Source organism: Haloferax sp. S1W (assembly GCF_044593955.1).
In the GTDB taxonomy this organism is placed as follows: domain Archaea; phylum Halobacteriota; class Halobacteria; order Halobacteriales; family Haloferacaceae; genus Haloferax.
Window position 1 is genome coordinate 2,881,833 of the sequence record NZ_CP172595.1, and the last position, 23,705, is coordinate 2,905,537.

General features: G+C 62.4%; 21 protein-coding genes. 10 read left to right on the forward strand and 11 right to left on the reverse strand.

Annotation, left to right across the window (positions count from 1 at the left end):
- Positions 1 to 26 precede the first annotated feature (26 nt).
- Entirely contained in the window at positions 27 to 836 is an 810-nt protein-coding gene (locus ACH9L7_RS15075; protein WP_396611506.1) for a hypothetical protein, read from the reverse strand.
- A 132-nt stretch (positions 837 to 968) separates the two neighbouring features.
- Between ACH9L7_RS15075 and ACH9L7_RS15080 the strand changes: the two genes are divergently transcribed.
- Positions 969 to 1,952 (forward strand): DUF5787 family protein, encoded by a 984-nt coding sequence (locus tag ACH9L7_RS15080; RefSeq protein ID WP_396611507.1) that lies wholly within the window; start codon positions 969 to 971, stop codon positions 1,950 to 1,952.
- 13 nt (positions 1,953 to 1,965) lie between these two features.
- Here the strand turns inward: ACH9L7_RS15080 and ACH9L7_RS15085 are convergent, their stop codons facing one another.
- The 5 genes from ACH9L7_RS15085 to ACH9L7_RS15105 form a co-directional block, all read right to left on the reverse strand.
- Entirely contained in the window at positions 1,966 to 2,178 is a 213-nt protein-coding gene (locus ACH9L7_RS15085; RefSeq protein ID WP_396611508.1) for a hypothetical protein, read from the reverse strand.
- The gene (locus ACH9L7_RS15090) at positions 2,175 to 2,375 is read right to left on the reverse strand and encodes a hypothetical protein (RefSeq protein ID WP_396611509.1); all 201 of its coding nucleotides are present in this window, start codon (positions 2,373 to 2,375) and stop codon (positions 2,175 to 2,177) included. Before ACH9L7_RS15090 ends, ACH9L7_RS15085 begins: the two co-directional genes overlap by 4 nt.
- Positions 2,376 to 2,427: 52 nt before the next feature.
- Entirely contained in the window at positions 2,428 to 3,252 is an 825-nt protein-coding gene (locus ACH9L7_RS15095) for an MBL fold metallo-hydrolase (RefSeq protein WP_396611510.1), read from the reverse strand.
- A gap of 210 nt (positions 3,253 to 3,462) precedes the next feature.
- Positions 3,463 to 3,915 carry a hypothetical protein gene (locus ACH9L7_RS15100; protein WP_396611511.1) on the reverse strand — a complete coding sequence of 151 codons (453 nt, stop codon included), beginning with the start codon at positions 3,913 to 3,915 and terminating at the stop codon, positions 3,463 to 3,465.
- A gap of 51 nt (positions 3,916 to 3,966) precedes the next feature.
- Complete coding sequence (locus tag ACH9L7_RS15105) at positions 3,967 to 5,358, reverse strand: ATP-binding protein (protein WP_396611512.1); 1,392 nt, start codon at positions 5,356 to 5,358, stop codon at positions 3,967 to 3,969.
- 322 nt (positions 5,359 to 5,680) lie between these two features.
- On the opposite strand from ACH9L7_RS15105, the gene nasA reads away from it, so the two are divergent.
- The 6 genes from nasA (at position 5,681) to ACH9L7_RS15135 (ending at position 13,322) form a co-directional block, all read left to right on the forward strand.
- Positions 5,681 to 7,855, forward strand: coding sequence for an assimilatory nitrate reductase NasA (gene nasA, locus ACH9L7_RS15110; RefSeq protein ID WP_396613294.1), 2,175 nt, complete (start codon positions 5,681 to 5,683; stop codon positions 7,853 to 7,855).
- A 14-nt stretch (positions 7,856 to 7,869) separates the two neighbouring features.
- A complete protein-coding gene (locus ACH9L7_RS15115; protein ID WP_396613295.1) occupies positions 7,870 to 9,168 on the forward strand; it encodes a nitrate/nitrite transporter in 1,299 nt (432 codons plus the stop codon).
- Between the two features lie 2 nt (positions 9,169 to 9,170).
- Positions 9,171 to 9,803: a molybdenum cofactor guanylyltransferase gene (locus ACH9L7_RS15120; RefSeq protein WP_396611513.1), complete on the forward strand. Its 633-nt coding sequence runs from the start codon at positions 9,171 to 9,173 to the stop codon at positions 9,801 to 9,803.
- 265 nt (positions 9,804 to 10,068) lie between these two features.
- A complete protein-coding gene (locus tag ACH9L7_RS15125) occupies positions 10,069 to 11,835 on the forward strand; it encodes a nitrite/sulfite reductase (RefSeq protein ID WP_396611514.1) in 1,767 nt (588 codons plus the stop codon).
- 2 nt (positions 11,836 to 11,837) lie between these two features.
- The gene (locus ACH9L7_RS15130; protein ID WP_396611515.1) at positions 11,838 to 12,017 is read left to right on the forward strand and encodes a hypothetical protein; all 180 of its coding nucleotides are present in this window, start codon (positions 11,838 to 11,840) and stop codon (positions 12,015 to 12,017) included.
- Between the two features lie 171 nt (positions 12,018 to 12,188).
- Positions 12,189 to 13,322 (forward strand): thiolase family protein, encoded by a 1,134-nt coding sequence (locus ACH9L7_RS15135; protein ID WP_396611516.1) that lies wholly within the window; start codon positions 12,189 to 12,191, stop codon positions 13,320 to 13,322.
- 122 nt (positions 13,323 to 13,444) lie between these two features.
- On the opposite strand, the gene ACH9L7_RS15140 is transcribed toward ACH9L7_RS15135, so the two are convergent.
- Positions 13,445 to 15,133 carry an aldehyde ferredoxin oxidoreductase family protein gene (locus ACH9L7_RS15140; protein WP_396611517.1) on the reverse strand — a complete coding sequence of 563 codons (1,689 nt, stop codon included), beginning with the start codon at positions 15,131 to 15,133 and terminating at the stop codon, positions 13,445 to 13,447.
- A 261-nt stretch (positions 15,134 to 15,394) separates the two neighbouring features.
- On the opposite strand from ACH9L7_RS15140, the gene ACH9L7_RS15145 reads away from it, so the two are divergent.
- A complete protein-coding gene (locus ACH9L7_RS15145; RefSeq protein WP_396611518.1) occupies positions 15,395 to 16,618 on the forward strand; it encodes an RNA-guided endonuclease InsQ/TnpB family protein in 1,224 nt (407 codons plus the stop codon).
- Positions 16,619 to 16,784: 166 nt separating this feature from the next.
- On the forward strand, positions 16,785 to 16,955 hold the full coding sequence (locus tag ACH9L7_RS15150) for a hypothetical protein (protein ID WP_396611519.1): 171 nt from the start codon (positions 16,785 to 16,787) through the stop codon (positions 16,953 to 16,955).
- Between the two features lie 52 nt (positions 16,956 to 17,007).
- Here ACH9L7_RS15150 and ACH9L7_RS15155 read toward each other — a convergent pair whose 3' ends face one another.
- From ACH9L7_RS15155 to ACH9L7_RS15170, 4 genes are all read right to left on the reverse strand, one after another.
- Entirely contained in the window at positions 17,008 to 18,915 is a 1,908-nt protein-coding gene (locus ACH9L7_RS15155; RefSeq protein ID WP_396611520.1) for a cation:proton antiporter, read from the reverse strand.
- A gap of 129 nt (positions 18,916 to 19,044) precedes the next feature.
- Positions 19,045 to 21,048: an AMP-dependent synthetase/ligase gene (locus tag ACH9L7_RS15160; protein ID WP_396611521.1), complete on the reverse strand. Its 2,004-nt coding sequence runs from the start codon at positions 21,046 to 21,048 to the stop codon at positions 19,045 to 19,047.
- An 82-nt stretch (positions 21,049 to 21,130) separates the two neighbouring features.
- Positions 21,131 to 22,036, reverse strand: a complete 906-nt coding sequence (locus ACH9L7_RS15165) for an MBL fold metallo-hydrolase (protein WP_396611522.1) — start codon at positions 22,034 to 22,036, stop codon at positions 21,131 to 21,133.
- Between the two features lie 70 nt (positions 22,037 to 22,106).
- A complete protein-coding gene (locus tag ACH9L7_RS15170; protein ID WP_396611523.1) occupies positions 22,107 to 23,288 on the reverse strand; it encodes an MFS transporter in 1,182 nt (393 codons plus the stop codon).
- Between the two features lie 112 nt (positions 23,289 to 23,400).
- On the opposite strand from ACH9L7_RS15170, the gene ACH9L7_RS15175 reads away from it, so the two are divergent.
- A complete protein-coding gene (locus ACH9L7_RS15175) occupies positions 23,401 to 23,700 on the forward strand; it encodes a MazG nucleotide pyrophosphohydrolase domain-containing protein (protein WP_396611524.1) in 300 nt (99 codons plus the stop codon).
- The last annotated feature ends 5 nt before the right edge of the window (positions 23,701 to 23,705 follow it).

Here is a 23,705-nt window from a genome sequence, read left to right on the forward strand (position 1 = left end):
ACACCAGCCCTCTCGCGTTCACACCGTCACTCGGTCGCTTTGACGAGTCCTTCGAGTTCCGCGCTGTACTCGTCCGGCGTGAGGCCGAGATCGACGTCGACGGAGACTTCGATGGCCTCGGTCGGCGACTTCGTCACGTCGAGCGCGAGGTTCTCACCGGGGTGGGCACCGCCCGCGATGAGGATGGACCCGTCGTGTTCCCAGACGGCGAGGAGGCCGGTGACGCCGAGTTTCTTTCCTTCGACTTCGATGGACTTCTCGTCGGTTAGCGGGAAGGAGATGCCCTCGAACGGGAACGCCGCGGTGTAGTTCGTTACCTTGGCCGTCTCGCCCGTCTCGACGGTCATCTCGCTGTCCGACGCCTGTTCGATGTCGACTAGTCCGGCTGACTCCAACTGCGATTCGAACTGGGCGCGCGCCTGTTTTTCGACCTGTTCGACGACCGGGTCGAGGGCGGCGTCGGGAATGCTGGCCAGACTCGGGTCGAGCGTCACGCGGGACGCGAAGAACATCGAGAACTGCCCTTCGGCCTGCCCGAGGGTCTTTTCTTTCAACTCGGCGGCCAGCGCGGCGTCTTCGTAGACGAGCGTGCGGAACGCCGCCGAGACGGTCACCGGCCCGAAACTCTTCTCGAACGCCGGGTCCTGCGTCTGTTCGTCTATCTTCTTCCACCCGCCGTCGTCGAGTTTCGATTGCGGGACTTTCGGTGGTCCTCTCGCGGCGGATGCAGTACTCCCCGAACTGCATCCCGCGAGACCGGCCAGTCCTGCACTGGCCGCTGCACCGAGGTACGTTCGTCGTTTGATTCGATGGGTTGCGTCGTCCTGCCCGGACATTGCACGGTGTTGCCCCGTCTTGGTTCAAATACTTTCGCCAACGTGACACTCAGGTATCGTGACTGGTCTGTCGGGGTGAACGAGTCGGTACGTGGAGCGAGATTTTTTGCGCTCGACGCCGCAGTGTCACACGTGTCGCCTCCGGTATCGTCACCGTCGGAGTTCGCCTTCGAGGTCGCGCTGTGTGCCGCCCTCGAAACGACGACTGACTGGCTTCCGGCCCGCCAACTCGGCGCGTCGGTGGCGTCGCCGGGGAGCAGAATCATCGACGTGTGCGCCGTGGTTCCGGGACCGGAATTCGACGACCGCACGCGAATCACGAACCGGGCGATTCCGGTGACGGCCATCGAGAGTGACGTTGGAACCGGCCGCGCCGTCTTCTGGCGCGATGGATTCGACTGTCACCCCGCACGCGCCCGCCGAGCGACCGACGCCGCCGTCGATGGTGGCTTCTTCGAGTCAGAGGTTCGCCGCGGGCGTGAGTACGTCCGTCGCGCGGCGCGCTACCCCGACGGCTGGTTCTCTCGCCTTGTCGGCATCGAGAACAAACCCGACCTCGGCGAGCCCGGCGACCTGCTCCGGCAACTCCGTCTCGACGTGAGTCTCGGCCTCTTCGACGAAGTCGTCCTCGCAACCGAGAGTTACGTCACCGGCGCGCACCTGAATCGCATTCCCGAGGAGGTCGGCGTCTGGCGGTTCGACCCCGAAACGGGCGAGCGGGAGGTCGTCCGCGAAGCCGAACCCCTGCCCACTGATGGCCTCGGTGTGGAGCCCGTCGAGTACCATTCTCTCCACACCGACGTTGCGCTCGTCTCGCCCGCCGACAAGCGAACCGCCCGCCTCCGCCTCGCGGAGCGGGCCTACGGCAAGGGCTGGCGCGCGTACGACCTGCCGGGGTGTGACCACGCTGCTGTCGATTCGGATGGACGTCCGGTCTGCGAGCACTTCGGCCGGGTGGTCGACCCCGGTTCGGAGTGCGGCGGCGACTGTCGGGCGTTCGAGTCCGCCGACCCGCCGGAACTCGACCGGGCGGAACTCCGTGAATCGCGGACTGGGTGGGTGGCCGACCCGTCTGGTGTCGCGCGCAGGCAGGCCGGACTCGACCGATTTCGGTAGCCTCGACCTCGGGTCACTCCGCTTCGGCGCGGCGCTCCATGTAATTCCAGTAGGTGACGAGGAGTGCGCCGAAGACGACGACGAGAAGCATTTGGATACCGGCCTCGGCGAGTGCCACCTCCCCCGTTTCGACGTAGTTCACTCCCGTGTTCATCGCCGGCGCGACGACGCCCGCGATGAGAAAGTGGTTGAACGTCATGTCTTCTCTGAGGGGTCGAAAGTTCACGCGCTCCCCTCCGCGTTCCCGGACGCCGCAAGTAACCACAACCCCGCCGCGCCGAGACAAATCGAGAGGACGAACACGACCGCGAGTTGCGCCTGCGTGGGCGGCCGCGGCGAAAAGAGCGCATACCCAGTCGCAATCACGACCCCGAGCGAGAGTGCTGACGTGACGCCCCGAGGTGTTCGGAGAGAGGGGACCATGCCGGTCGCTCCTCATGGGAAACGCAAAAAACCTCTTACACCACCTACACGTTCACAATTCGTACACTTCGCCATCGACGGCCAGCGGCTCTTCGAACGCCTCCTCGGGCGGGTAGTAGTGCGCGACGTGGACCAGTCGTGTCACGTCTGCGTCGAGGTCCTCGCCGAGGGCGATGGCTCCCTCGCGAGTCATGTGCTTCGTGCCGAAGGTTCTGGGAACACCGTCTTCGTCGAAATCATCGCCTCCGGCGGGGTGGTACTCACAGAGCGACGCCGGGACGATGGCCTCCGCGAGAAGCAGGTCGGGATTGTCGAGAACCGCCCGCGACTCCTCGGGAATCGCGTACGTCGAATCACCCGATATCGAGAGCTTTGCGCCCGTCTCGGGGTCTTCGATGGCGACGCCGTAGCAGAGAAGCGGCGGGTGAACGACCGGGACGAATGTCACGTCGAGTCCACACGCGCGGAACGATTCGAGTGGTGTCTGGTCGTGTACGTCGATTCGGTCGAGGTAGTCGAACTTCGAGCGAACCGTGTCGGCGACGCTCTCGCCGGTCACCGGGTCAACCTCGTCCGCGGCGTGCACGTCGAGTTCGTCGAGCAGGCGGTAGACGTTCCCGAGACCATCGAGGTGGTCGAAGTGGATGTGGGTGACGAGTGCCTCGTCCGGCAGCGGCGTCTCCTGCGTGAGAAACTGGTGCCGGAAGTCGGGGCTGAAGTCCACCAGAAGCGACTCGCCGGTGCGCTCGTTTTCGACGTGGACCGAAAAGCGCGTCCGCTCGATGCCCCGCTCGCGGGCCTCGCGGCAGGTGTCGCAGTCGCAGCCGACGGTCGGCGTTCCGGTCGTGTCGCCGGTGCCGAGGAGGGTCACGCGCATCGATTCAGAGAAGGGAGATGGCGGGGCTTAAACGTGGCCGACGGCGGCGAGTCAGGACCGGTATATCTGCCGAAATTCGACCATGGGGTGAAACGTCCCGGATAGCGTCGCCTCCTCGAACTGGAAATTCGCAGTAATCGTCTGGGGCACTTTCGCGACGAGCGTCTCGAACTCGACGGGCGGGGTTCGTGTCTCACCGCTCCGATTAGGTCATACCACGTAGCCGAACATCACTCGTCGTACCCCGTTGTCGTCGTATCCAATACTCGGGCTGATGTTATCTAACGACTCGACACCGAGTCGCTCCCGCACCGTTTTCATCGCCTCGGTTCCTGCGACAGTCCCCCCGTCCCGAGTCACCCACGACGATGCCGGTTCTCGCTTGTATATCAGCTCTTTCGTCGTTCCCGACTCGTTTATGTGCTTGCGGTAGCCGGTGCGTCGGCGAACCTCCGCAGTATCCGGGTAGTAGACGTACTTCGACGACTCTCGGTAGTCGCGCGAGACCGTAATCGGGTCCCCGGAGGCGGGTGCGGGGTTCGGTTCCGGGTCGGGGAGTGGCGTCGCGGTGGAGGGTTCGGGGTCCGACGTACATCCGGTGAGCGTCGTGAGCAGCCCACCCGCTGCAATCGTCCGAACGAACCGTCGTCTGCTGGAGGGCATCGGCTCGACGTTGGCCGGGGACAAGTAAATGTTTTGTCAGAAAGGGTTACCTTACTGCGCCGCGCCGGCGTCTTTCTGCGTCTCGCCTTCGTGTTCGTGTTCGTGGTCGTGGTCGTGCCCATCTCCCGCCCCGGCGACGAGTTCCGACGAATCGGACATCATGTCGAGGTTCTTCAGGTTGTCGCGCTCTTCGAAGTCGGCGACGGCCTCAAGCAGGTCGTCCTGCGTGAGTTCCATCCGCTCTTCGGTGAGCGCCTCAAGGACGGCCTCGCGGAGGACGAGACGGAGGTCGGACCCGGTGAGTCCTTCGGTCACGTCGGCGATGGCCTCGGGGTCGAACTCGTTGATGTCCATCCGGTTCGTGATGACACGCAGGATGTCGGCGCGCATCCCGTAGTCCGGTTTGGGGAAGTTGACGATTTCGTCGAAGCGTCGCCACGCGGCGGAGTCCAGTTGGTCGGGGTGGTTCGTCGCCCCGATGAGGATGACTTCGTCGCGAATCAGCGAGATGTCGTCGATGCTCTTGAGCAGCGTGTTGACGGCGCGTTTGAGCGCGGCGTGTTCGTCCGACCGGCGCGTCTTGGCGACCGAGTCGAACTCGTCGATAAAGAGGATACACGGCGAGAGTCGCTTCGCCACCTCGAACGTCTTTTCGACGTTCTTGGCTGTCTCACCGAGGTACTGACTCGTAATCATCGAGAGTTTGACTTCGACGAACGGCAGGCCGAGTTCGTGCGCGAGGGCGCGGGAGACAGTCGTCTTCCCGGTGCCCGGCGGGCCGACGAACAGAATCTTCCCAATCTCACGGAGGCCAATCTGCGCGAGGTACTCGCGGTGCTCGATGGCCTTCATCAGTTTGTGAATCTCGCCCTCTTGGTCCGACGTGAGCACGAGGTCGTCAAGGGTCATCTCGATTTCCTCGGGTGCGCGGACCTGCACGAGGTCGAGCATCTCGGCGTCGTCTTCGTCGTCGAAGTACTCGTCGAGGAGACTGTCGATCCAGACCCGGTCCGCGTGGATGGGTCGCGTCTGGTCGCGCGCCTCCGCGTGGGTCACGTCCACGTCGTCTCGTTCTTCGACCGCCTTCGCGATAGTCGGGTTCGTCACCAACCGGTCGTGGTCGGCACGTTTGACGAACCACTCAAGCGCCATCTCGGGTTGCGTCAGCGAGAGTCGTTTGGAGAAGTCCTCACGTTGGGTGAACATGAGGTCCGAAATGGCATCCCACGGGTGTTCGACCCCCGTCGCCTTGCGCGCGATGGAGTCTGTCACCACAAGTGGTCGCTCGATACCACCGGTCGCGGCATCGTCGTCTTCGTCCGCTTCGGCCCAGAAGACCCGTCGATACCGTGGGGGTAGGTCGTTCTCATCAAGCGTTCGGTCGTCGGTGTACAGGTGTGCAGTCAGCAGAAACTCGACAACCTCGAGCGCCCGTTCACTCATCCGCACAAAGTTGCCGGGGCAGACGCATAAGAGCGTCGGAGTGGCGGCCGTACCAGCGTCTCCAGCGCGCAGTCTGTCTCTCGAACGTTGTACTCGAACGATGTAGTGGAATTTAATTGCACTAAACAAGTTTGAAAATATATTCTAAAACTGGGAAATTATGCGTCTATATTCTTAGTATCTCTTTGAAGAACGGCCGTTTGAATAGAATATGGCCTAGAAATTTGATTTGTTAAACGAACAGAGTTTTGGTGTTGTCATTCGCCAGTGTAGGGCGAGATAGTGACATGATGTGTGGCAATATCGCGGAAAAGGCGGACAAATTGTGGAAAATGGCGATTGTTTTGCGGTGGTGAGAAAGGTGACAAAACAGGTCCCAACCACGTGCATGCGGTGTGCTGTGGGGTGTGGTCACGTCCAACTCGCCGCCGAAAACGGCTACGGACTCGAAACCGTCCGCGGTGACCCTTCACATCCGGTGAATCGTGGTCTCGCGTGCGGTCGCGGCGTGAGAGAGACTGCGGACCCAGACGGTGAGTGGCTCACTCGGCCGCTCGTCAGGGAAGACGGTGAGTTGGTCCGGACATCGTGGGCCGAGGCGCTGGAGACGGTTGGCGAGGCGTTCCGTGCCGCGATGGCGACCGACCCCGACGAGATAGCGATACTGGGGAGTGGCCAACAGACCAACGAGGCAGCCTACGCGCTCGGGAAACTCGCTCGTGGCGGTATCGGAACGCGGCACTACGACGCCAACACGACGCTCTGCATGGCGAGCGCCGTCACCGCGTACTACCGGGCCTTCGGAAGCGACGCCCCGCCGCCGACGTACGACGACATTCCAGAGGCCCAGACACACGTCGTCTGGGGCGCGAACCCCGCGGTCGCTCACCCCGTGTTGTTCCGGTGGGTTCGTCAGTCTGCGGCGGATGGCTGCCTCGTCGTCGTTGACCCAGTGGAGACGAAGACGGCCGCCGCCGCCGACACACACGTCGCCCTCGAACCGGGTGGCGACCTCGCACTCGCTCGGGCTGTGCTTCGGTTGCTCGTGGACACGGACCGAGTCGACGAGGAGTTCGTGAACGCTCACACCGAGGGATTCGCCGACGCTGTCGGTGGACTTCCGAGCGTTTCTTCGCTCGCGGCGGACGCTGGTGTCTCAGTCCAAACGGTCGAACTGCTGGCGGCGGCACTCGATGCACCAACGCTCCTGTACTGGGGGATGGGCGTCAATCAGAGCGTCCGCGGAACCGCGACCGCTGGCGCGCTCATCGACCTCTGTCTGGCTTCGGGCAACCTCGGCCCGGGGGCCGGTCCCTTCTCGCTCACCGGACAGGCGAACTCGATGGGAACGAGGGTCTGTTCTTCGAAGGGAACGTGGCCCGGCCACCGCCCGTTCGACCACCCTGCCCACCGGAAGACGGTCGCCGATGCGTGGGACGTGCCGGTCTCGAAACTCCCTGCCGACTCCGGTCCGGGGCCGGTTGGCATCCTCGAATCTTCGCCGTCTGTCGTCTGGACCGTGGCGACGAACCCGCTCGCGGGGTTCCCGGACGCGACGGCCGCCCGCGACCACCTCGACGACGCGTTCCTCGTCGTGCAGGACGCGTTCCGCTCTGAGACAGTCGAACTCGCGGACGTGGTGCTTCCGGCCGCGACGTGGGGCGAGTCCGAGGGGACGACGATGAACATGGAGCGAACCGTCTCACGGGTCCGTGCGGCGACCGAGACGCCGCCGGGCGTCCGGCAGGACCTCGACATCATCGCCGACGTGGCCAGTCGAGTCGCGCCCGGTCTCATCGACCGGCCACCGCTCGACCCGGCCACGGTGTTCGACGAGTTCGCCGCCCTCACGGCCGGAACCGACGCCGACTGTTCCGGCATCTCTTACACCCGACTCGACGGGGAGCGCGCCGTTCGATGGCCAGCCCCGGAACCGGGTGTCTCGGCGGGCTACCGCTACTACGACGAGACTGACACACCTCGCTGGGAATTCCCGACCGACTCCGGGAAGGCCCAGTTCAGCACCCTCAACGGTGGGTCCCTCCCCGAACCGACCGACGAGGACTACCCGTTGACGCTCACGACCGGTCGTGAGGCCGACGGCTACAACACCGGTGTTCGCACCCGAAGCGACACGCCCGACGTTCCTGTCGCCCGCATCAACCCCGAGACTATCGAGACGTACTGTACCGCCGTCGCCAATGCCGACACCGATGCCGGTGCCAACAACGACACCACTGATGCCGACAGCGACGGCGACAAACGGACCACCATCGAATCCCGGCGCGCGTCCGTCCCGGTGACGCTCGAACCTGACGACGCCGTCCCGCCGGGACTCGTCTGGCTTTCTATTCACCATCCGATGACCAACCAGCTTACCATCCCCGCGGTCGACCCGCGGTCGAACGAACCGAACTTCAAACAGTGTGCTGTCCGCCTCGTCCACCCCGAGGCGAGCATTCGTCCCACCCTCGTCACGGCGGAGGTGAGCAACTGATGGGACTCGTGAAGATGACCCGGTGGCGGACGCTCGTCCTCGCCACCGCGGCGTTCAACCTCTCGTTTCTCATCTGGTTCTCCTTTGCACCCTTCACGGGGCAAATCGCCGAGGAGTTCGGCCTCACCATCGCCGACCTCGGCATTCTCGCCAGCGCGGCCATCTGGACCGCACCGCCCGGTCGCATCCTGACCGGGTGGCTCTCTGACCGCTTCGGTGCGTCGACGGTGTTCGGCATCGTCCTCGGCTACGTCGGCGTGTTCAGTATGGCCAGCGCGTTCGCCACCTCTTACGAGGTGTTCTTCATCGAGCGCCTCGTCGTCGCCTCCGCGGGTATCACGTTCGTCGTCGGTATCCAGCACGTCTCGCAGTGGTTCCCTGAAGAAGAACTCGGCACGGCCGAGGGAATCTACGCCGGAATCGGAAACGCCGGTGCTGCAGGGGGTGCGCTCATCCTTCCACGTGCGTTCGGGAACTGGAGCGGCCCGCTGTTTTCGACCGGGTGGCGGGCGGCGTTCTTCTACACTGGCGTCGTCGCCATTGTGATGGCCATCGTCTACGTCGTGGTCGGGCAGGACGCCGCCACCGAGGCCAAGGCAGAGGCGACCAGCGAGTCGGCGACGCTCTCGACGTGGCTCCACACCGCGACCCGGTACGGCGTCGTCGCGCTCGCCCTCGGCTACGTGATGAGCTTCGGTCTCGAAATCTCGATGAACGGATGGCTGCCCACCTACTTCCGCGAGGGCTTCGGTTCGAACCTCGTCATTGCCAGCACGTTCGCGGCGACGTTCTCGCTGGCGGCCGGTCTCCTCAGGCCTATCGGCGGGTACATCTCGGACCGCCTCGTCCGCGACGAGCGGAACATCCTTCCGGTGTTCCACGGCCGCTACCGCGAGCAGTGGACCGTCCTGTGTATGGGCTTCATCATCCTCGCGATGGTCGGTCTTACCTTCGCCGGGCGGACCGGAAACGTCCTGTTGACGGTCGCCGCGGGGTTCCTCGTCGGAACCAGCTGTGCGTTCACTGAAGGCGCTATCTTCGCACAGGTTCCCGCCATGTTCCCGGACCGCTCGGGCGCTGCCGCCGGCGTCGTCGGCGGCATCGGAACCTTCGGCGGCATCGGATTCCCGCTCGTCTACTCGTACGCCGCCACCGAGGGGATGATTCACCTCGGCTACGTTACCGTCGCCGCCCTGATGGTGCCCATCCTCTTGTTGAACGCGTTCGTCGCGCGCCCGCACATCGCCAGTCGCGCCCATGTGGACGGGTTCTTCGACGGCCGAGACATCGGATTCAGCCGGAGCGACGACTGAGAATGACAGACGGGTCCCCCACGAAGCCAGATACTGGTCGCACGGGTATCATCCTCGCCGGTGGCCGTTCGACTCGGTTCGGCACGATGGACAAAGCAACGGCAACACTCGACGGGTGTCCGATGATTTCCCGGGTCGCCGACGCTCTCGACCCCATCGTGGACGAACTCGTCGTCAACTGCCGGGCCGAACAGCGAACCGGCCTGACCGCTGCGCTGCTCGACTTCGACGTTCGGTTTGCGGAAGATAGCTATCCGGATTGTGGCCCGGTCTTCGGTCTGCGAACCGCGTTGCGGGAGTCGCGCGGGGTGTACGCTGCCGTCCTCCCCTGTGATATGCCGTTCGTCCCGTCTGGGTTCCTCTCACATCTGTTCAATAGACTCGGTGGGCGTCCGGGGATTGTCCCAACCGGAAGCGACGGGATGATTCCCGTTCCGGCGGTCGTTCACACTCGTGCCGCGGTGAGTGCCTGTACTGAGGCGCTCAGGTCGGGTGACGACAGCCTCCACGGAGTGATGTCCCACCTCGACGTTGCTGTCCTCGACGAACGAGAAGTCACCGCACACGCCGGGAAACGGGCGTTTCACAACGTGAACACCCTCGACGACTTGCGCGCAGCCGCGTCGAGTCGGTAACGCCCGAACTCGGCGAATTCTTCACGAATGTTTCTGACTTTGGATTCAAATAGTAAAGAAATTTCTGGTCTTACTCAACGAAATACGACCTTATATCCTCGATACGTGGCTATAGTTTTGACAAACATCGCATATAGGGTGAAAAACTACAATTTGTAAACGCGCAGTATTATGTGGTTGTCTTGAGCACTGTTGTCCTGTAACATGACTGGATTCGAAACCGAATCTGCGGAATTGGTGGACAAGCGGCCACCGGTGGTTCGCCGTGGCGAGTAAGAAAGAGCAGTGGAAAGACGAACTCTACGGCGACGCGGTTCGTGAGAAGCTAGAGGCGTTCGCCGAAGCGGGACTCGACTCGATTCCCGACGAGGAGCGCGACGAGTGGTTCACCCGGTTCAAATTCTGGGGTGTCTTCCAGCAGCGGACGGGACAGGAGTCGTACTTCATGATGCGGTTGGCGAACGCCGACGGCATTCTCGAACCCGGCCAACTCCGGGCTATCGCCGAGGTTGCACGCGACTACGCGACTGGCCCGGTCGAAAACCCGGAGTACGGAAACGGGTGGCTCGACCTGACGACCCGTCAGTCGATTCAACTGCACTGGATTGAACTCGAAGACATCCCCGAAATCTGGGAAAAACTCGAAGCGGTCGGCGTCTCCTCGCGGTCTGCGGGTGGCGACACGATGCGGAACATCACCGGCTGTCCCGTCGCCGGGAAAGATACGCACGAACTGGTCGCGTCGCGGCCGCTCCTCGACAGATTTCAGGAGGAACTCCGCGACGACGACACCCTCTCGAACATGCCGCGGAAGTTCAACATCAGCGTCACGGGCTGCCGGGAGGGCTGCGCACAGGATTCGATAAACGACGTTGGCCTCGAACCCGCCCGCAAGGAGATTGATGGCGAGGAGGTCACGGGATTCAACGTCTGCGTCGGCGGGGGACTCGGCTCTCGGAAGCCGCGGGTCGCCCGCGACCTCGACGTGTTCGTCGCCGACGAGGAGCGCGCCTACGAGGTGGTTCGCGGCTTCGTCCAACTCTACCACGACCACGGCAACCGCGACGTTCGCGCCCGCGCCCGGAGTCGCTACTTCGTGGACGAGTGGGGCACCGAGAAGATTCGCGACCTGCTGGCGTCGGAGTACGTGGACTTCGAACTCGAACCGGCGGGGGAGAACATCCGCGAGGAGTACACCTACAACGCCGGCCGTCCGCAGACGGCGGGCAAGTCCGACCACGTCGGCGTCCACGAACAGGCCGACGGGCGCTACTACGTCGGCTTGAACGTCGCCGTCGGTCGAATCACCGCCGCCGACGCGCTCGAACTGGCCGACATCGCCGACAAGTACGGTTCCGGTGAGATTCGGCTTACTCGGCGGCAGAACCCGCTCGTGATGGACGTTCCCGAGGCGGCGCTCGACGACTTGCTCGCCGAACCGCTCCTGTCGAAACACACGCCCGAACCGAATCCGTTCCAGCGCGGGAGCGTCGCCTGTACCGGCACCGAGTTCTGCTCACTCGCGCTCACTGAGACGAAAGTCCGGATGGCTCGGATGCTCCGGTGGCTCCGCGACAACGTGGACGTTCCCGACGACGTGCGTCAGTTGAAGATTCACTTCTCCGGGTGTACGGCGGACTGCGGACAGGCGAACACGGCCGACATCGGCCTCTTCGGCATGCGCGCCCAGAAGGACGGTGAGATGGTCGAGGCGATGGATATCGGCGTCGGTGGCGGCATCGGTGAGGACCCCTCGTTCGTCGAGTGGATACACCAGCGCGTCCCGGCCGACGAGGTTCCCGGCGCAATCGCGTCACTGGTCGAGGCGTTCGCCGACCGGCGTGACGAAGGCCAGACGTTCCGCGAGTGGGTCGATTCGGAAAGCCCCGAGGCCGTTTCCGACTACTGCGAACCAACGGAAACGGACTTCGAAGACCCGTACATGCACGATGCGAAGCAGTCGTGGTACCCGTTTGCCGACACGGACGAACCGCCCGAGTCGACCGCAACGGAACCGCTTACGAGTGACTGACGATGGTCGGTGACGCAATTTCGGACGACTGCGATTCGGCTGAGACTGCCGTGGACGACAAACACCGTCGGCACACCTCAGCGACCGACAGGTCGCGTCAGCACGTCGCCGCAAGCGACACGTCCCGCCAGCACGCCTCCGCAGACGTTGCGCCCGAACTCTTTGCCGGAGGGTCCCCATAAACAGGGAATACACGAGCCACGAAGCGCCTGGACATCTTTTTTCCACTCTCAGTGGTACCCGTGACAGTCTTTTCCGCGCTCACCAGTCACCAGCGATAGCCTCGCAAAAACTTTTGACAATGAATTATGGGTTCTAAACTATTTATGGTGTTCGAACTCTCATTGTGTGGCATGCCAGAACCAGTCATCGCGGCCGCATACCGAACGCCGTTTGGAAAGTCGGGCGGCGTGTTCGAAGACGTTCGAAGCGAAGACCTCTCCATCCCGCTTATCGACCACATCCTCGACGAAAACGACGTCGAGGCGGAGGAGGTTGAGGACCTGATGTGGGGCGTCGCTCAGCAGCGCACCGAGCAGGACAACAACGTCGCACGCGTCATCGCCCTCCTCTCGGAACTCGGCGAGGGAACGCCCGCGACGACCATCAACCGTTGGTGTGCCTCGTCGATGCAGGCTATCATCTCCGCGTCGGACGCCATTGCAGCGGGCAACCGCGAATGCGTCATCGCCGGCGGCGTCGAGAGCATGTCTCGCGTCCCGATGGACGGCGACTCCTACCAGCACCTCCACCCCAAACTGAGCGAGGAGTACAACGTCTTCCAACTCCAGATGGGAATGACGGCAGAGAAGGTCGCAGACGAGCACGAGGTCTCCCGCGAAACCCAGGACAAGTTCGCGCTCCGCAGCCACGAGCGCGCCGCCGAGGCGACCGAAACCGGCCGCTTCGACGACGAAATCGTCCCCATCGAGACTGAGGACGGCGTCGTCACCGAAGACGAGGGTATCCGCCACGACACCTCGCTCGAAGCACTCGGTGGCCTCCCACCGGCGTTCTCCGGCGAAGGGTCGGTCACGGCGGGCAACTCCTCGCAGATTACCGACGGTGCCGCGGCGGTCCTCGTGACCTCCCGCGAGTTCGCCGACGAACACGGCCTCGACGTGCTCGCCTCCGTGGGGACAAACAACGTCGCTGGCGTCGACCCGACTGTGATGGGTATCGGCCCGGTCCCAGCCACTCGCGGCCTGCTCGAACGCGCCGGACGCGACATCGACGACTACGGGCTGGTCGAAATCAACGAAGCGTTCGCCAGCCAGTGTGAGTACTCCCGCCGCGAACTCGGCATCGACGAGGACAAACTCAACGTCAACGGCGGCGCAATCGCCCTCGGCCACCCGCTCGGTGCTTCCGGCGCGCGCCTCCCCGTGACGCTCATCCACGAGATGATAAAGCGCGATGTGGACCGCGGCCTCGCCTCGCTCTGTGTCGGGTTCGGGCAGGGTGCAGCTATCGAGTTCAGTCGATAACGCCTCAAGAGACACGGTTTTTTGGTCCAGATTTTTGCGGGATGAGCGTGAGCGAGCCCCGGAAAAAGGTGGCAGCGGTGCGGCAATCGAGTTCAGTCGGTACCGTCGTCGAAGACGGCTTTTCAATCGTCCGCTGATGCCGCCCCGCTTTCCCCACCGACTGCCGATTCCGGCACGACGCCGTCCTCGTCCCACCCGCGAATCTCGTAGTACTCCGAGAGCGCGTGTGGGAAGCCGGGAATATCGTAGGGGAGACGGTCGTCGTCGCGGTCGAATCCGCGCTGGTTGTTGAAGTGGCGTTCGAGGGTGACGATACGCTCGCCGACTTCCTGGAGGTGGTCGTAGGTCGTATCGAACAGCGTGGCCAGCGTCTCTTCGTCGATGAAGTCCCGCGAGAACTTGCAGACGACGCCGCTGTCGAGGACGGCGTTGTGGTTTTCCTTCTCCACGAGGCGTTCGGGCTTGCCGTCGAGGCCGTGGGGTTCGACCGCTTTCGACTTCTCGACGTAGGGGTATTCCAGCGCGTAGAACGAGGCGTACATGTGGTCGGCACCGCGGTTCGAGGTGGCGAATGAGAGTCCCTGCCCGTGGAGGTGGCGGCCGTCGTGGGCCGGGAACTCCATGCCTTTGACCGTCCAGTCGTGGACGCCTAACGCGTCGGCAACGCGGTGGGTGCCCTCTGCGAGCAGGTCGCCGACACCTTCTCGATGGCCGATTTGCTCGACGAGTTCGTGAATCAGGTCTACGTTGCCGAACTCGTCTTCGGCCATCAGGTACGCGGCGATGGTGTCGCCACAGGAGATGGTGTCCATGCCGAGGCGGTCACACAGGTCGTTCGACTGCATCACGTCCACGATGTCGTCGACGGCGCAGTTCGACCCGAAGGCCATCACCGTCTCGAACTCGGGTCCCTCGGTTTCGATGCCTCGCTCTTCGTCTCTCGTCGGGAGTTTACACGCGAAGGCACACTGCGAACAGGTTCCTTTCTTGTATTTTTTCGACTCCACGGCGTCGCCGTTGATACCTTCAACGCCCTCGAACTCGCGCTCGGAGAAGTATCGCGTCGGGAACGCTTCCACCGCGTTCGCGTAGTCGGTGCCGGCGGTCGTTCCCTGTCGCTTCATCGAGTGGTCGGAGGTGGCCGCGTCCCGATGTACGTCCATCGCCACGTCGGGGAACTCCACGACGGGCGTCTCACCACCGGCGAAGGTAACGAGCTTGAGGTTCTTCGACCCCATGACCGCTCCGAGGCCGCCGCGACCGAACGCACGGCTCTCGGTCGTCATCACCGACGCGAACCGAACTCCGTTTTCGCCTGCCGGACCGATACAGATGGTCTGTTCGGCGTCGAGGTCCCACGTTGACGCTGCGTACTCGGTGACTTCGGGAACTTCTGCGCCTTCGAGGTCCGGTACAGGCTCGAACTCGACGCCGTCGGGGCGGACGTGAACCGCGAGCAGTTCGTCCGCCTCGCCAGTGAACTCGATGGCGCTGTTTCCAGTTCCAACGAGGTTTCGCGAAAGGAATCCACCGGCGTTCGACGAGACGAGTCCGTTCGTCAACGGCGACAGACCGGTCATGCTCACCCGGCCGGTGAAACTCATCCGGGACTGTTGCATCGGTCCCGCGGCGAGAACAAGTCGATTCTCGGTCCCAAACGGGTCGGCGTCGAACGGAATCCGGTCGTGGGCGAGTTTCGTCCCGACCCCGCGCCCGCCGAGGTAGGATTCGAGCACGTCGTCGATGGATGCCGTCTCGGTTGTTCGGTCGGTGAGGTTGACCGAACACAACGGGCCCTCTAAATGTCGCATGGTAGCATTTCGATGGGTGCGGGATTAATTGTGTATATTACTGAAGCGACATCTGCGTCGAGATGTGGGGGCTGTGGTCTCCCGAGACGACAGTGGGTCCAACCATTGTATGGTTATTCATCGAAAATTCAAGGCGGATACCCCGAGGCTTGACCTCGGGAAGGAAGCCGACACTACCCTTCACAAACCACTCTCGATAGCAAGTCCGACTCCCCCATTACCATATGTAGTTTTAAGTATCTCTAAAGATACTAATGAAGTATGGGGGTTGTTCGGAACATCCAAGTCAAACTCGACGTTTCCGACGAGGACTCTGAAGTCCTTGATGAGACGTTCGAGCAGTTCCGACAAGCGGCCCAACACGTCGCAGACCACGGATGGGACGACAACCCCTACAACATCACAGACACCAAGAATACACTCCACGACGAGACATATTCTGACGTTCGTGAGAAACTCTCCCTGCAATCCAGCCTCGTCCAATCCGCGAGGAATCTCGCGGCTACTGCACTCGGAAACTGCAAAGACCGAATCATCGAAGACGGTGAAAAAGCCAGCAAACCCGAGTTCAAAGGCACTGTCGTCGTGTACAACGGGCGCACCATCACGTACAACGACGACCACGTTTCCCTCGCTACCACAGACAAGCGTGTGACCGCAGAATACGTCACACCAGTCAACGAAGAGGGCACGCCGTTCGAGGACTACTGGACGGATGAATGGGAGAAAGCCGAAGCAACGCTCCACAAGCGCGATGGCACGTACTACCTCCACGTCGCCGTGAAGAAAGACGTCGAATCCTCTTGCGATGAAGAATCCGAGAACGGAGTGGTTCTCGGTGTGGACTTGAACGTGGATGGATACGTGGCCGTCACCAGCACGGGAGCGTTCCTCGGCAACGCAGACTACCTCAATCACCGCCGCGATGAATACGAGCGTTGTAGGGGCAATCTGCAACAGACAGGCACTCGTTCGGCACACCTCACCATCAAGTGCATCGGCTCACGGTTCGCCCGGTGGAGTGCGGACTATCTGCACAGAATCTCCAAAACAATCGTTCGTGAGGCCGTGGAGAACGACTGCACGGCGATTGCGTTTGAGAACCTAACGCACATCCGTGAGCGCATATCGAACGCCAGTAAGTTCCAGCAGTGGGCGTTCAAGGAACTGCAACGTCACGTCGAATACAAAGCCGAAGAACACGGCATCGACATGGACGACGTGAACCCTGCGTACACGAGTCAGCGGTGCAGTCACGGCGAGTGTGGATTCACGCACGAGGACAATCGTGACGGTGACGAGTTCGAGTGTCTGAAGTGCGGAAAACAGTTGCACAGCGATTATAACGCCGCTCGGAACATCGGGTGGCGTCTTATCCAGCACTGGCTCAAGTCTGGTGCTGGACGAGCCACGAGTCAACTGGCTCTGAAGTCAGGGACGTTGAACGCGAATGGTCGATTTCGACCTACTGCATTACGCAGTTAGAGCGGGAGTCCACTGACAAGCCTCGGGGTCGTCCGAAACGGCGTAGCCGTTTCGTGATGACGAGAGACCGTAGGTCTCTCGAACCACTTGACCCCGAGGCAGTTGACAATGAACGTTCTCCAGAAATTCGTCACGTTCTTACCGTCGTCGTGAGCAACTGGTGACGATGAATCTCTCGACGACCATCGTCTCTGGGGTGGTGGCGGCGCTCGCTGCTGCGGGTGCCGCGTCGGTGGGGGTCGTTCCGAGACCGGAACTCGGTGGCGCAGTCTGGTTCGTCTTGGTCGCGTTGACCGTCGGCTACTGGGCTGTCTTCATTCGATGGGCACGAACCTAAACTGCCCGCTCGTCGAACGTCGCTGATCTGAAAAATCCACCGTGTGGCCGAGTTACTGGTGGTGGACGAGCGACTCGGCCTCACGGACAGCGTCCCGCTCGCCGATGATGGTGATGTGGTCGCCCTGCTGGAGGGTGAAGTCCGCACCCGGAACGCTCGTATCGCCGTTGCGGGAGACGAGCGCGATGAGACATCCATCGGGGAGTTCCGGACCGACCTCGCGGATGGTTCGTCCGACGAGGGTCTCGGCGGTTACTTCGACCTCCTGCACGTCGCCGGAGCGCCCGATTTCGCCCATCCAGTTGGACATCGCGGGACGCTCGATGTAGTTGTCGAGCGCCTGTGCGGTGGCGATGGTCGACGAGATGGTCCGGACGCCGAGTTCTTCGAAGGCCTCGACGTTGTCCGGGTTGTTCGCCCGCGCGAGGACGCTTTCGGGGTCGAACTTCGAGTTGGCGAGTTGCGACACCAGCAGGTTCACGTCGTCGTCACCGGTGGCGGCGACGACGACTTTCGCGTTCCCTGCACCGGCCGACCGGAGGACATCCGTGTCGGTTCCATCACCGTGATGGACGGTAAAGCCCTTGTTGCGGGCGGTCTGGACTACTTCTTGGTCCTGTTCGATGAGGACCACGTTCTCTCCACGGTCTGCGAGGCGTTCGGCGAGCGCACGGCCCACCTTTCCGCCTCCGATGACGAGTACACGCATTGGAATTACGTCGAGGTATTCAGCTATCTGACGGGCGAAACCTGCCTCGAAGACGACGGTCGTGAGGATGACCAAGAAGACGGTGCCGACCAGAATCGAGGCACTCTGGTTCAACACTGCGGCTTGCTGCGCCATGCCTTCGGCGGCGAGTCGCGTTGCCTCGTCGCGGAGGGCGATGGCGAACAGCGTCGCGACCGACGCGGGGATGATACCGCGCGGGCCGACGAAGCTCATAAAGAGTTTCTCTCCTCTGGTGAACCGGTCGCCGTTCGTCGAGATGAAGACCAGGAGCGGTCGAATGACGACGGCGACGGCGACGACGACGACGAGACCGCCGGCGCCGAGTGCGAGGAGGCTCCCGAAGTCCAGCAACGCGGCAAGCGCGATGAAGACGAACGAGAGCACGAGCAGGGTGATGTCACCCTTGAACGCCGAAATCTCCTCCTCGTATGGTATCTCTGTGTTTCCGAGGAGGATACCGGCGGTCGCTACCGCGGCGATGCCCGCTTCGGTCGCGACGAAGTCTGCTGCGGCGTACGCGACGAGCGCCCCTGCGAGCGTGAGGAGTCGAGCGTTCTGCGGCGCGTTCCCGGGTGACAGGTCCACGTAGCGAAGTGCGTAGTAGAGGGCTCCCGCAACGACCGCGCCGACGATGACGCCGACACCCAGTCGCTCTGCGAACAGCGCCACGAGCGCGTTCGGACTGCTAACGCCTTCGATGATGGCCTCGAAGATGACGACGGCGACGATAGCCGCCGTCACGTCGTTGACGATACCTTCGGTGTCGAGCGCCGCGCCGACACGGTCACGGACCGGAACGACTTCGAGAATCGGTGCGATGACCGTCGGTCCCGTCGCGACGAGGAGCGCGCCCACGAGGAACGACACCGGCCACGGCGCGCCGAGCGCGTAGTGGACGACGAAACTCGTCCCGACGAAGGATATTATCGCGCCGATAGTGACGAGTCGAAGCGTCGCTGCCGGTGCCTCTCGAAGCTTGTCGATTCGAAGGTGGAACGCACCCTCGAACACGATGATTGCGACCGAGAGACCGACGATTGCTTGTAGTGCGTTCCCGAACGAATCGGGCGAGATGACGCCGAGGACCTCCGGGCCGAGCACGATGCCCGACGCGATGAGGAACACGACGCTCGGGACCTGAAATCGGTCCGAAAGCACCTGCGAGACAACGCCGATGCCGATGATTGCGGCGACGAGCGGGATGAGATTCGCTCCACCAGCGGCGGCCACTTATATCGCCTCCATTGATTCGGTTGTTGTAGCGACGGAAGATAAAAGCATACATCTCGGGCGGCATTTCCGCCGTTATGCGCAAACGTTTGTGCAGAAAAAACCGATAAAGGGTTATTCTATAAAATTCTACTTCGTGGTCGCCTGCTCGCCGCGGTGTCGCTCGTCGGTTCGGCGGTCCGCTTCCTCGTAGATGAGGTTCACCTGGTCTGCGTATCGGTCGAGGATGTTGCGGCGCTTTTTTTTCATCGTCGGCGTCATCAGGTTGTTGTCTTCCGAGAACTCTTCGGGGACGACGCGGAACTGCTTGATCTTCTCGTAGGACTCGAAGTTCTGGTTGACGCGTTCGACTTCCTCGTCGATGCGTTCTTTGACTCTGTCGTGGCGACAGATGGCCTTCGGGTCATCCGGCAGGTCGATGTCCTGCTCGTCAGCCCACGACTGCAGTCCGTCGAAATTCGGGACGATGAGCGCGGAGACGAACTTCCGGCCGTCGCCGAGAACCATGCACTGCTCGACCACGTCGGACGAGGCGAAGGCGTCCTCGATGGGGCCGGGAGCGACGTTCTTCCCGGTCGAGAGAACAAGAATCTGCTTGGCCCGCTCGCGGAAGGCGAGGTAGCCGTCGGGCCGGAGTTCGATGATGTCTCCGGTGCGGAACCAGCGGTTTCCGTCGTCGTCTTCTTCGAACGCTGCTTCGGTCTCCTCCGGCCGGTTCCAGTACCCTTCCGTGACGCTCGGCCCGCGCACGAGGAGTTCGCCGACCTCGCCGCCTTCGTCACCGAGTGTGTCGCCGACGACGGTCTTGTCGAGTTTTACCTCGACGTTGCGAAGCGGGTAGCCGATGGTTCCAATCTTGGGTTCTTCGGGTGGGTTGACCGAGATAACGGGCGAGGTCTCGGTGAGGCCGTACCCCTCGAAGATTGGAAGCCCCATCCCGTGGTACAGCGCGCAGAGTTCGGCTGAGAGGCTGCCGCCGCCACTGATGAAGAACTCCATGTTGCCGCCGAGCGCGTCGCGGACTTGCTGGAAGACGAGTCGGTCCGCAACTCGGTGTTTGACGTCGAGCAGGAATCCGGGTGCGTCGGTCGTGTGGTAGTCTCGTCCGACGCCGACCGCCCACTCGAAGATACGCTTTTTGAGGGGTGACTCGCTTGCCTGCGTCCGAATCGCGTCGTAGAGTTTCTCGTAGACGCGGGGGACGCTCGTACCCGTCGTCGGCCGAACGAGTTGGAAGTCCTCTCGCAGGGTGTCTGGGTCCTCGGCGTACGCAACGGTCGCACCAGCGGCGAACATCATGAAGTGCCCGGCCATCCGCTCGAAGACGTGCGCGAGCGGCAGGAACGACAGTGCGACCGCGTCCGGACTGATAAACGGTACGTCGTCTCTGCCGGGGTGGGGTCCGAACCGACGATAACTCTCGTTGACGTTCGACCGGAAGTTCCAGTGGGTGAGTTGGACACCCTTCGGTTGGCCCGTCGTCCCGGAGGTGTAGATGAGACTTGCGAGGTCCTCGGGGTCGCGGGCGTCGAGCCACGATTCGTACTCGGCGTCGTCGTATGTCTTCTCTCCTCGCCGGTAGAGTTCGCCGAGCGTCAGAATGTCCTCGCGGTCCTCGTGGCCGTCGAACTCGTCCATGACGGCGATGAATTCGAGGTTCAGGTCGTCCTCGATAGCGAGGACTCGCTCCAGCAATTCCTCGTTTTCGACCACGACGGCGTTCGCACCGGGGTCGGAGAGAAGGTACCGAGCCTGCCGTTCGGATGATGAGGTGTAGACCGTGGTAACGACGCCACCGGCAGCGAGGGCGGCGAAGTCTGTCTGTGCCCACTCCATGCGCGTATGCGCGAAGATACCCACGCGGTCTTCGGCGTCGAGGCCGAGGTCACGGAACCCGGAAGCGAGTTTTCTGACGATGTCTCGCATCGACTCGTAGGTTAGTTCGGCGAAGTCTCCGCGGGGTGCTTTCGGGACGACGCCTTCGCTTACTAACGACCGCTCGTAGACGCCACCTTTGTACCGCTGTGCGGGGCGCGAGGCGTTTCGTGCTGCACTCTCCTCGAACATTCGGGGGAGGGTCGTTCGACCGATGACGGGGTCATCGAACGCCGCCTCCGCGTCACGCCAGTCCATATACTATTAATAATGATTCAACATTTAAAACTATGTACGTTCGGTTGGTTTACTTGCCGCAGAATCGGGGTACGACCCCGGACTACTGGGTTTCGATGTAGTCGAGATAGCCGAGAACGCCGCGCGTGTTCAGTCGTTCTTCGTCCTGTGCTTTTCGGACGCCCCAGACTTCGTCCATCTCGGTGTGTTCGACGAAATGTTGGATGACGGCCTCGTCGTCGTCGAGTTCCTCACGCTTCTGTCGGATGGCTTCGACCCACTCGACGAGCGTTCGTTTGTACGATTCGGCCAACGATTCGGAGTATTCCTGCGGGCCGAAGTGGCCGAAGCAGATGGTTTCGGGAGCGATGTCCTCGATGGTTCGCACGTCGTCGAGGGCCTTTTCAAGATGGAACTGCGAGGGCGGCGTCGTCTGCCGAATCGTTCGGGTCTTCGGTTCCCAGATACCCATCGCGTCACCGACGAACAGGGCGTCGTCGCCGCTGTCGTGGTACATGACCTGATGCGGCGCGTGACCGGGGGCGTGGTGGACCGTGAGTGTGCGGTCGCCGAGGTCGATTTCGTCGCCGTCCGTGAGTCCTTCCACGCGGTCTTCGTCGATTGGGAGCGGTTCGTCGTAGAAGCGCCACTGGTCTTCGACGGCGGCTTTCGTCCCTTCGACGAGTCGCGTCGGGTCCACGAGGTGTGGCGCGCCGATTTCGTGGGTCAGCACGGTCGCGTCGGGGTAGCGCTCTGCGAGATATCCGGCACCGCCCGCGTGGTCGAGGTGGACGTGGGTCGGCAGGATATACGCGAGGTCGTCGACGCCGACCTCGTCGAGCATGGCGAAGATATGCTCGCGGTCGGCGGCGATACCCGTGTCGACGACTGCCGGGTTCTCGGCGTCGATGAGGTAGACTGACCCGTACTGTTCGACCTCGTACATGCCCGTGTCGACGTAGTAGATATCAGTACTGTTCGGCACGGGTTCGATGTCGCCAATCGCCATAGTTGACGGCCGTTACGGGAGCGGAAAAGCGTTCGGCCGTCCGCGGAGGTCTGGTTGGTGATGTTGGTTCTCAGTCTGTCGCTGTCGTCGAAACGTCCGCTTCGCCCCGTGGTGCGGTGTCGAGGACCGGCGATTCCCACACCACGGAGAGCAGACTCGAAAGCAGGTACACGCCGCCGATAGCCGCGACGGCGACGATGGCCGTGGTTCGGTCGGCGGCCACCCCGCCGATGAGCATGAACGGAACCGTCGCGGCCCCGAAGAGGAGCGAGAACGCCGACAGCACCGTCGCCCGCCCGAACGAGTCGGTGTGGTCGTTGATGTACTGGTTCGCAATCGGCCGCATGATGGACTTCGACGCCTGGAGGACGAAGAACGTCGGAATCACGACGGCGGGGACGAGCGCCGGAATCAGCATCGAAATCACCATCGAAGTTGAGATGAGTGCGAGCACGCCTTTCGTTCCGAGGCGTGTGGAAAGCGACCCCGCGGAGTCGCTCGCAACTGCCGAGACGAGCGTAAACGAGGCGTACATGATACCCAAAACGGCGGAGTCGGGAAGCGGCTGTCCCGCAATAGTGAGCGAAGAGACGGTCGCTTCAATCGCACCAGCAGTCGCCGGTTGGATGAACTCCTCGGTCGCGCGAATCGCGGCGAAGAGCAGTCCGACGAAGAGGACGAACGACCGGAGCGGAATCGAGAGCAACTGCGTTCTCGCGGCGGACAGCGCGCGCGTGGGGCTGATGGTCTCGCCCTCAAGATGTCGGTTCGGCGGGAGCGTCAGCAGGACGAGCGCGCCCGTCGCGCTCATAAGCGCCGCAGCGACGAACGGATAGATTTGGTTTACAGCGTAGAGAACCCCACCGAGGACCATCGTCACCGACCCGACGTACTTCCGGAGGGCACCGCCGCGGCCTCTGACGCTGGTGAACGACTCCGCGTCCGCCTCTTCGAGAAGGGTGTCGTAGAGCCACGCGTCGCCGCTTCCCGACTGGAACGTCTCGGCGAGTCCCAGCGTCGCGAAGATGGCGACGAAGACCGGAAATCGCTCTGCGAAGACCAGTCCCGCGGGAACACTCGCAAACAGCAACTGGCTGATGATGAGGCTGTTTCGGCGACCGACACGATCACCGATATAGCCGGTTGGCACCTCGCCGAGAATCTTCGCGAGTGCGGTCGCAGTCCCGGTGATTCCAATCTGGACGAACGTGAGGTCTCGGGACAGCAACAAGAGCGTGTACACCGGGAACATGAACCCCGGAGACGTTGTCGCTTTATACAGGTAGTATTTGGAGATGACACGAGAGTCCCCCGTCAAATTCATATAGAAAATTTGACAACGGTGTTCTGATAAGAAAGTTCTGATGCGCGACGTTTCCGAATTCAACGCCGAACACGGACTCGAACTCTCGCCCGAACTTCGGATGCTCGACCTCACCTCGGAGGTCGGTGAACTCTCGAAGGAGGTCATCGATGCACAGGATTACGGCCAAACCGAGTTCGAGCGGACCGACGACCTCGTCGACGAGTTCGGCGACGTGTACTACTCGCTTCTGTCGCTGGCGGCCGAACTCGATATCGACGCCGAGGCGGCGCTCGCTGCGAGTCTCGACAAGTATCAGGCGCGAATGTCGGCGAGTGGCGACGCAGGCTCCGGAGAGTAAGTCGG

Bases quoted from the DNA above. Each gene is read 5' to 3' on its own strand.
- ACH9L7_RS15115 (WP_396613295.1), top strand. From the start codon at position 7,870: ATGACCCGGTGGCGGACGCTCGTCCTCGCCACCGCGGCGTTCAACCTC.
- ACH9L7_RS15120 (WP_396611513.1), top strand. From the start codon at position 9,171: ATGACAGACGGGTCCCCCACGAAGCCAGATACTGGTCGCACGGGTATC.
- ACH9L7_RS15100 (WP_396611511.1), bottom strand. From the start codon at position 3,915: ATGCCCTCCAGCAGACGACGGTTCGTTCGGACGATTGCAGCGGGTGGG.
- ACH9L7_RS15075 (WP_396611506.1), bottom strand. From the start codon at position 836: ATGTCCGGGCAGGACGACGCAACCCATCGAATCAAACGACGAACGTAC.
- ACH9L7_RS15165 (WP_396611522.1), bottom strand. From the start codon at position 22,036: ATGGCGATTGGCGACATCGAACCCGTGCCGAACAGTACTGATATCTAC.
- ACH9L7_RS15135 (WP_396611516.1), top strand. From the start codon at position 12,189: ATGCCAGAACCAGTCATCGCGGCCGCATACCGAACGCCGTTTGGAAAG.
- ACH9L7_RS15145 (WP_396611518.1), top strand. From the start codon at position 15,395: ATGGGGGTTGTTCGGAACATCCAAGTCAAACTCGACGTTTCCGACGAG.
- ACH9L7_RS15095 (WP_396611510.1), bottom strand. From the start codon at position 3,252: ATGCGCGTGACCCTCCTCGGCACCGGCGACACGACCGGAACGCCGACC.
- ACH9L7_RS15150 (WP_396611519.1), top strand. From the start codon at position 16,785: ATGAATCTCTCGACGACCATCGTCTCTGGGGTGGTGGCGGCGCTCGCT.
- ACH9L7_RS15175 (WP_396611524.1), top strand. From the start codon at position 23,401: ATGCGCGACGTTTCCGAATTCAACGCCGAACACGGACTCGAACTCTCG.
- ACH9L7_RS15140 (WP_396611517.1), bottom strand. From the start codon at position 15,133: ATGCGACATTTAGAGGGCCCGTTGTGTTCGGTCAACCTCACCGACCGA.
- ACH9L7_RS15105 (WP_396611512.1), bottom strand. From the start codon at position 5,358: ATGAGTGAACGGGCGCTCGAGGTTGTCGAGTTTCTGCTGACTGCACAC.
- ACH9L7_RS15130 (WP_396611515.1), top strand. From the start codon at position 11,838: ATGGTCGGTGACGCAATTTCGGACGACTGCGATTCGGCTGAGACTGCC.
- ACH9L7_RS15160 (WP_396611521.1), bottom strand. From the start codon at position 21,048: ATGGACTGGCGTGACGCGGAGGCGGCGTTCGATGACCCCGTCATCGGT.
- ACH9L7_RS15170 (WP_396611523.1), bottom strand. From the start codon at position 23,288: ATGTTCCCGGTGTACACGCTCTTGTTGCTGTCCCGAGACCTCACGTTC.
- ACH9L7_RS15090 (WP_396611509.1), bottom strand. From the start codon at position 2,375: ATGGTCCCCTCTCTCCGAACACCTCGGGGCGTCACGTCAGCACTCTCG.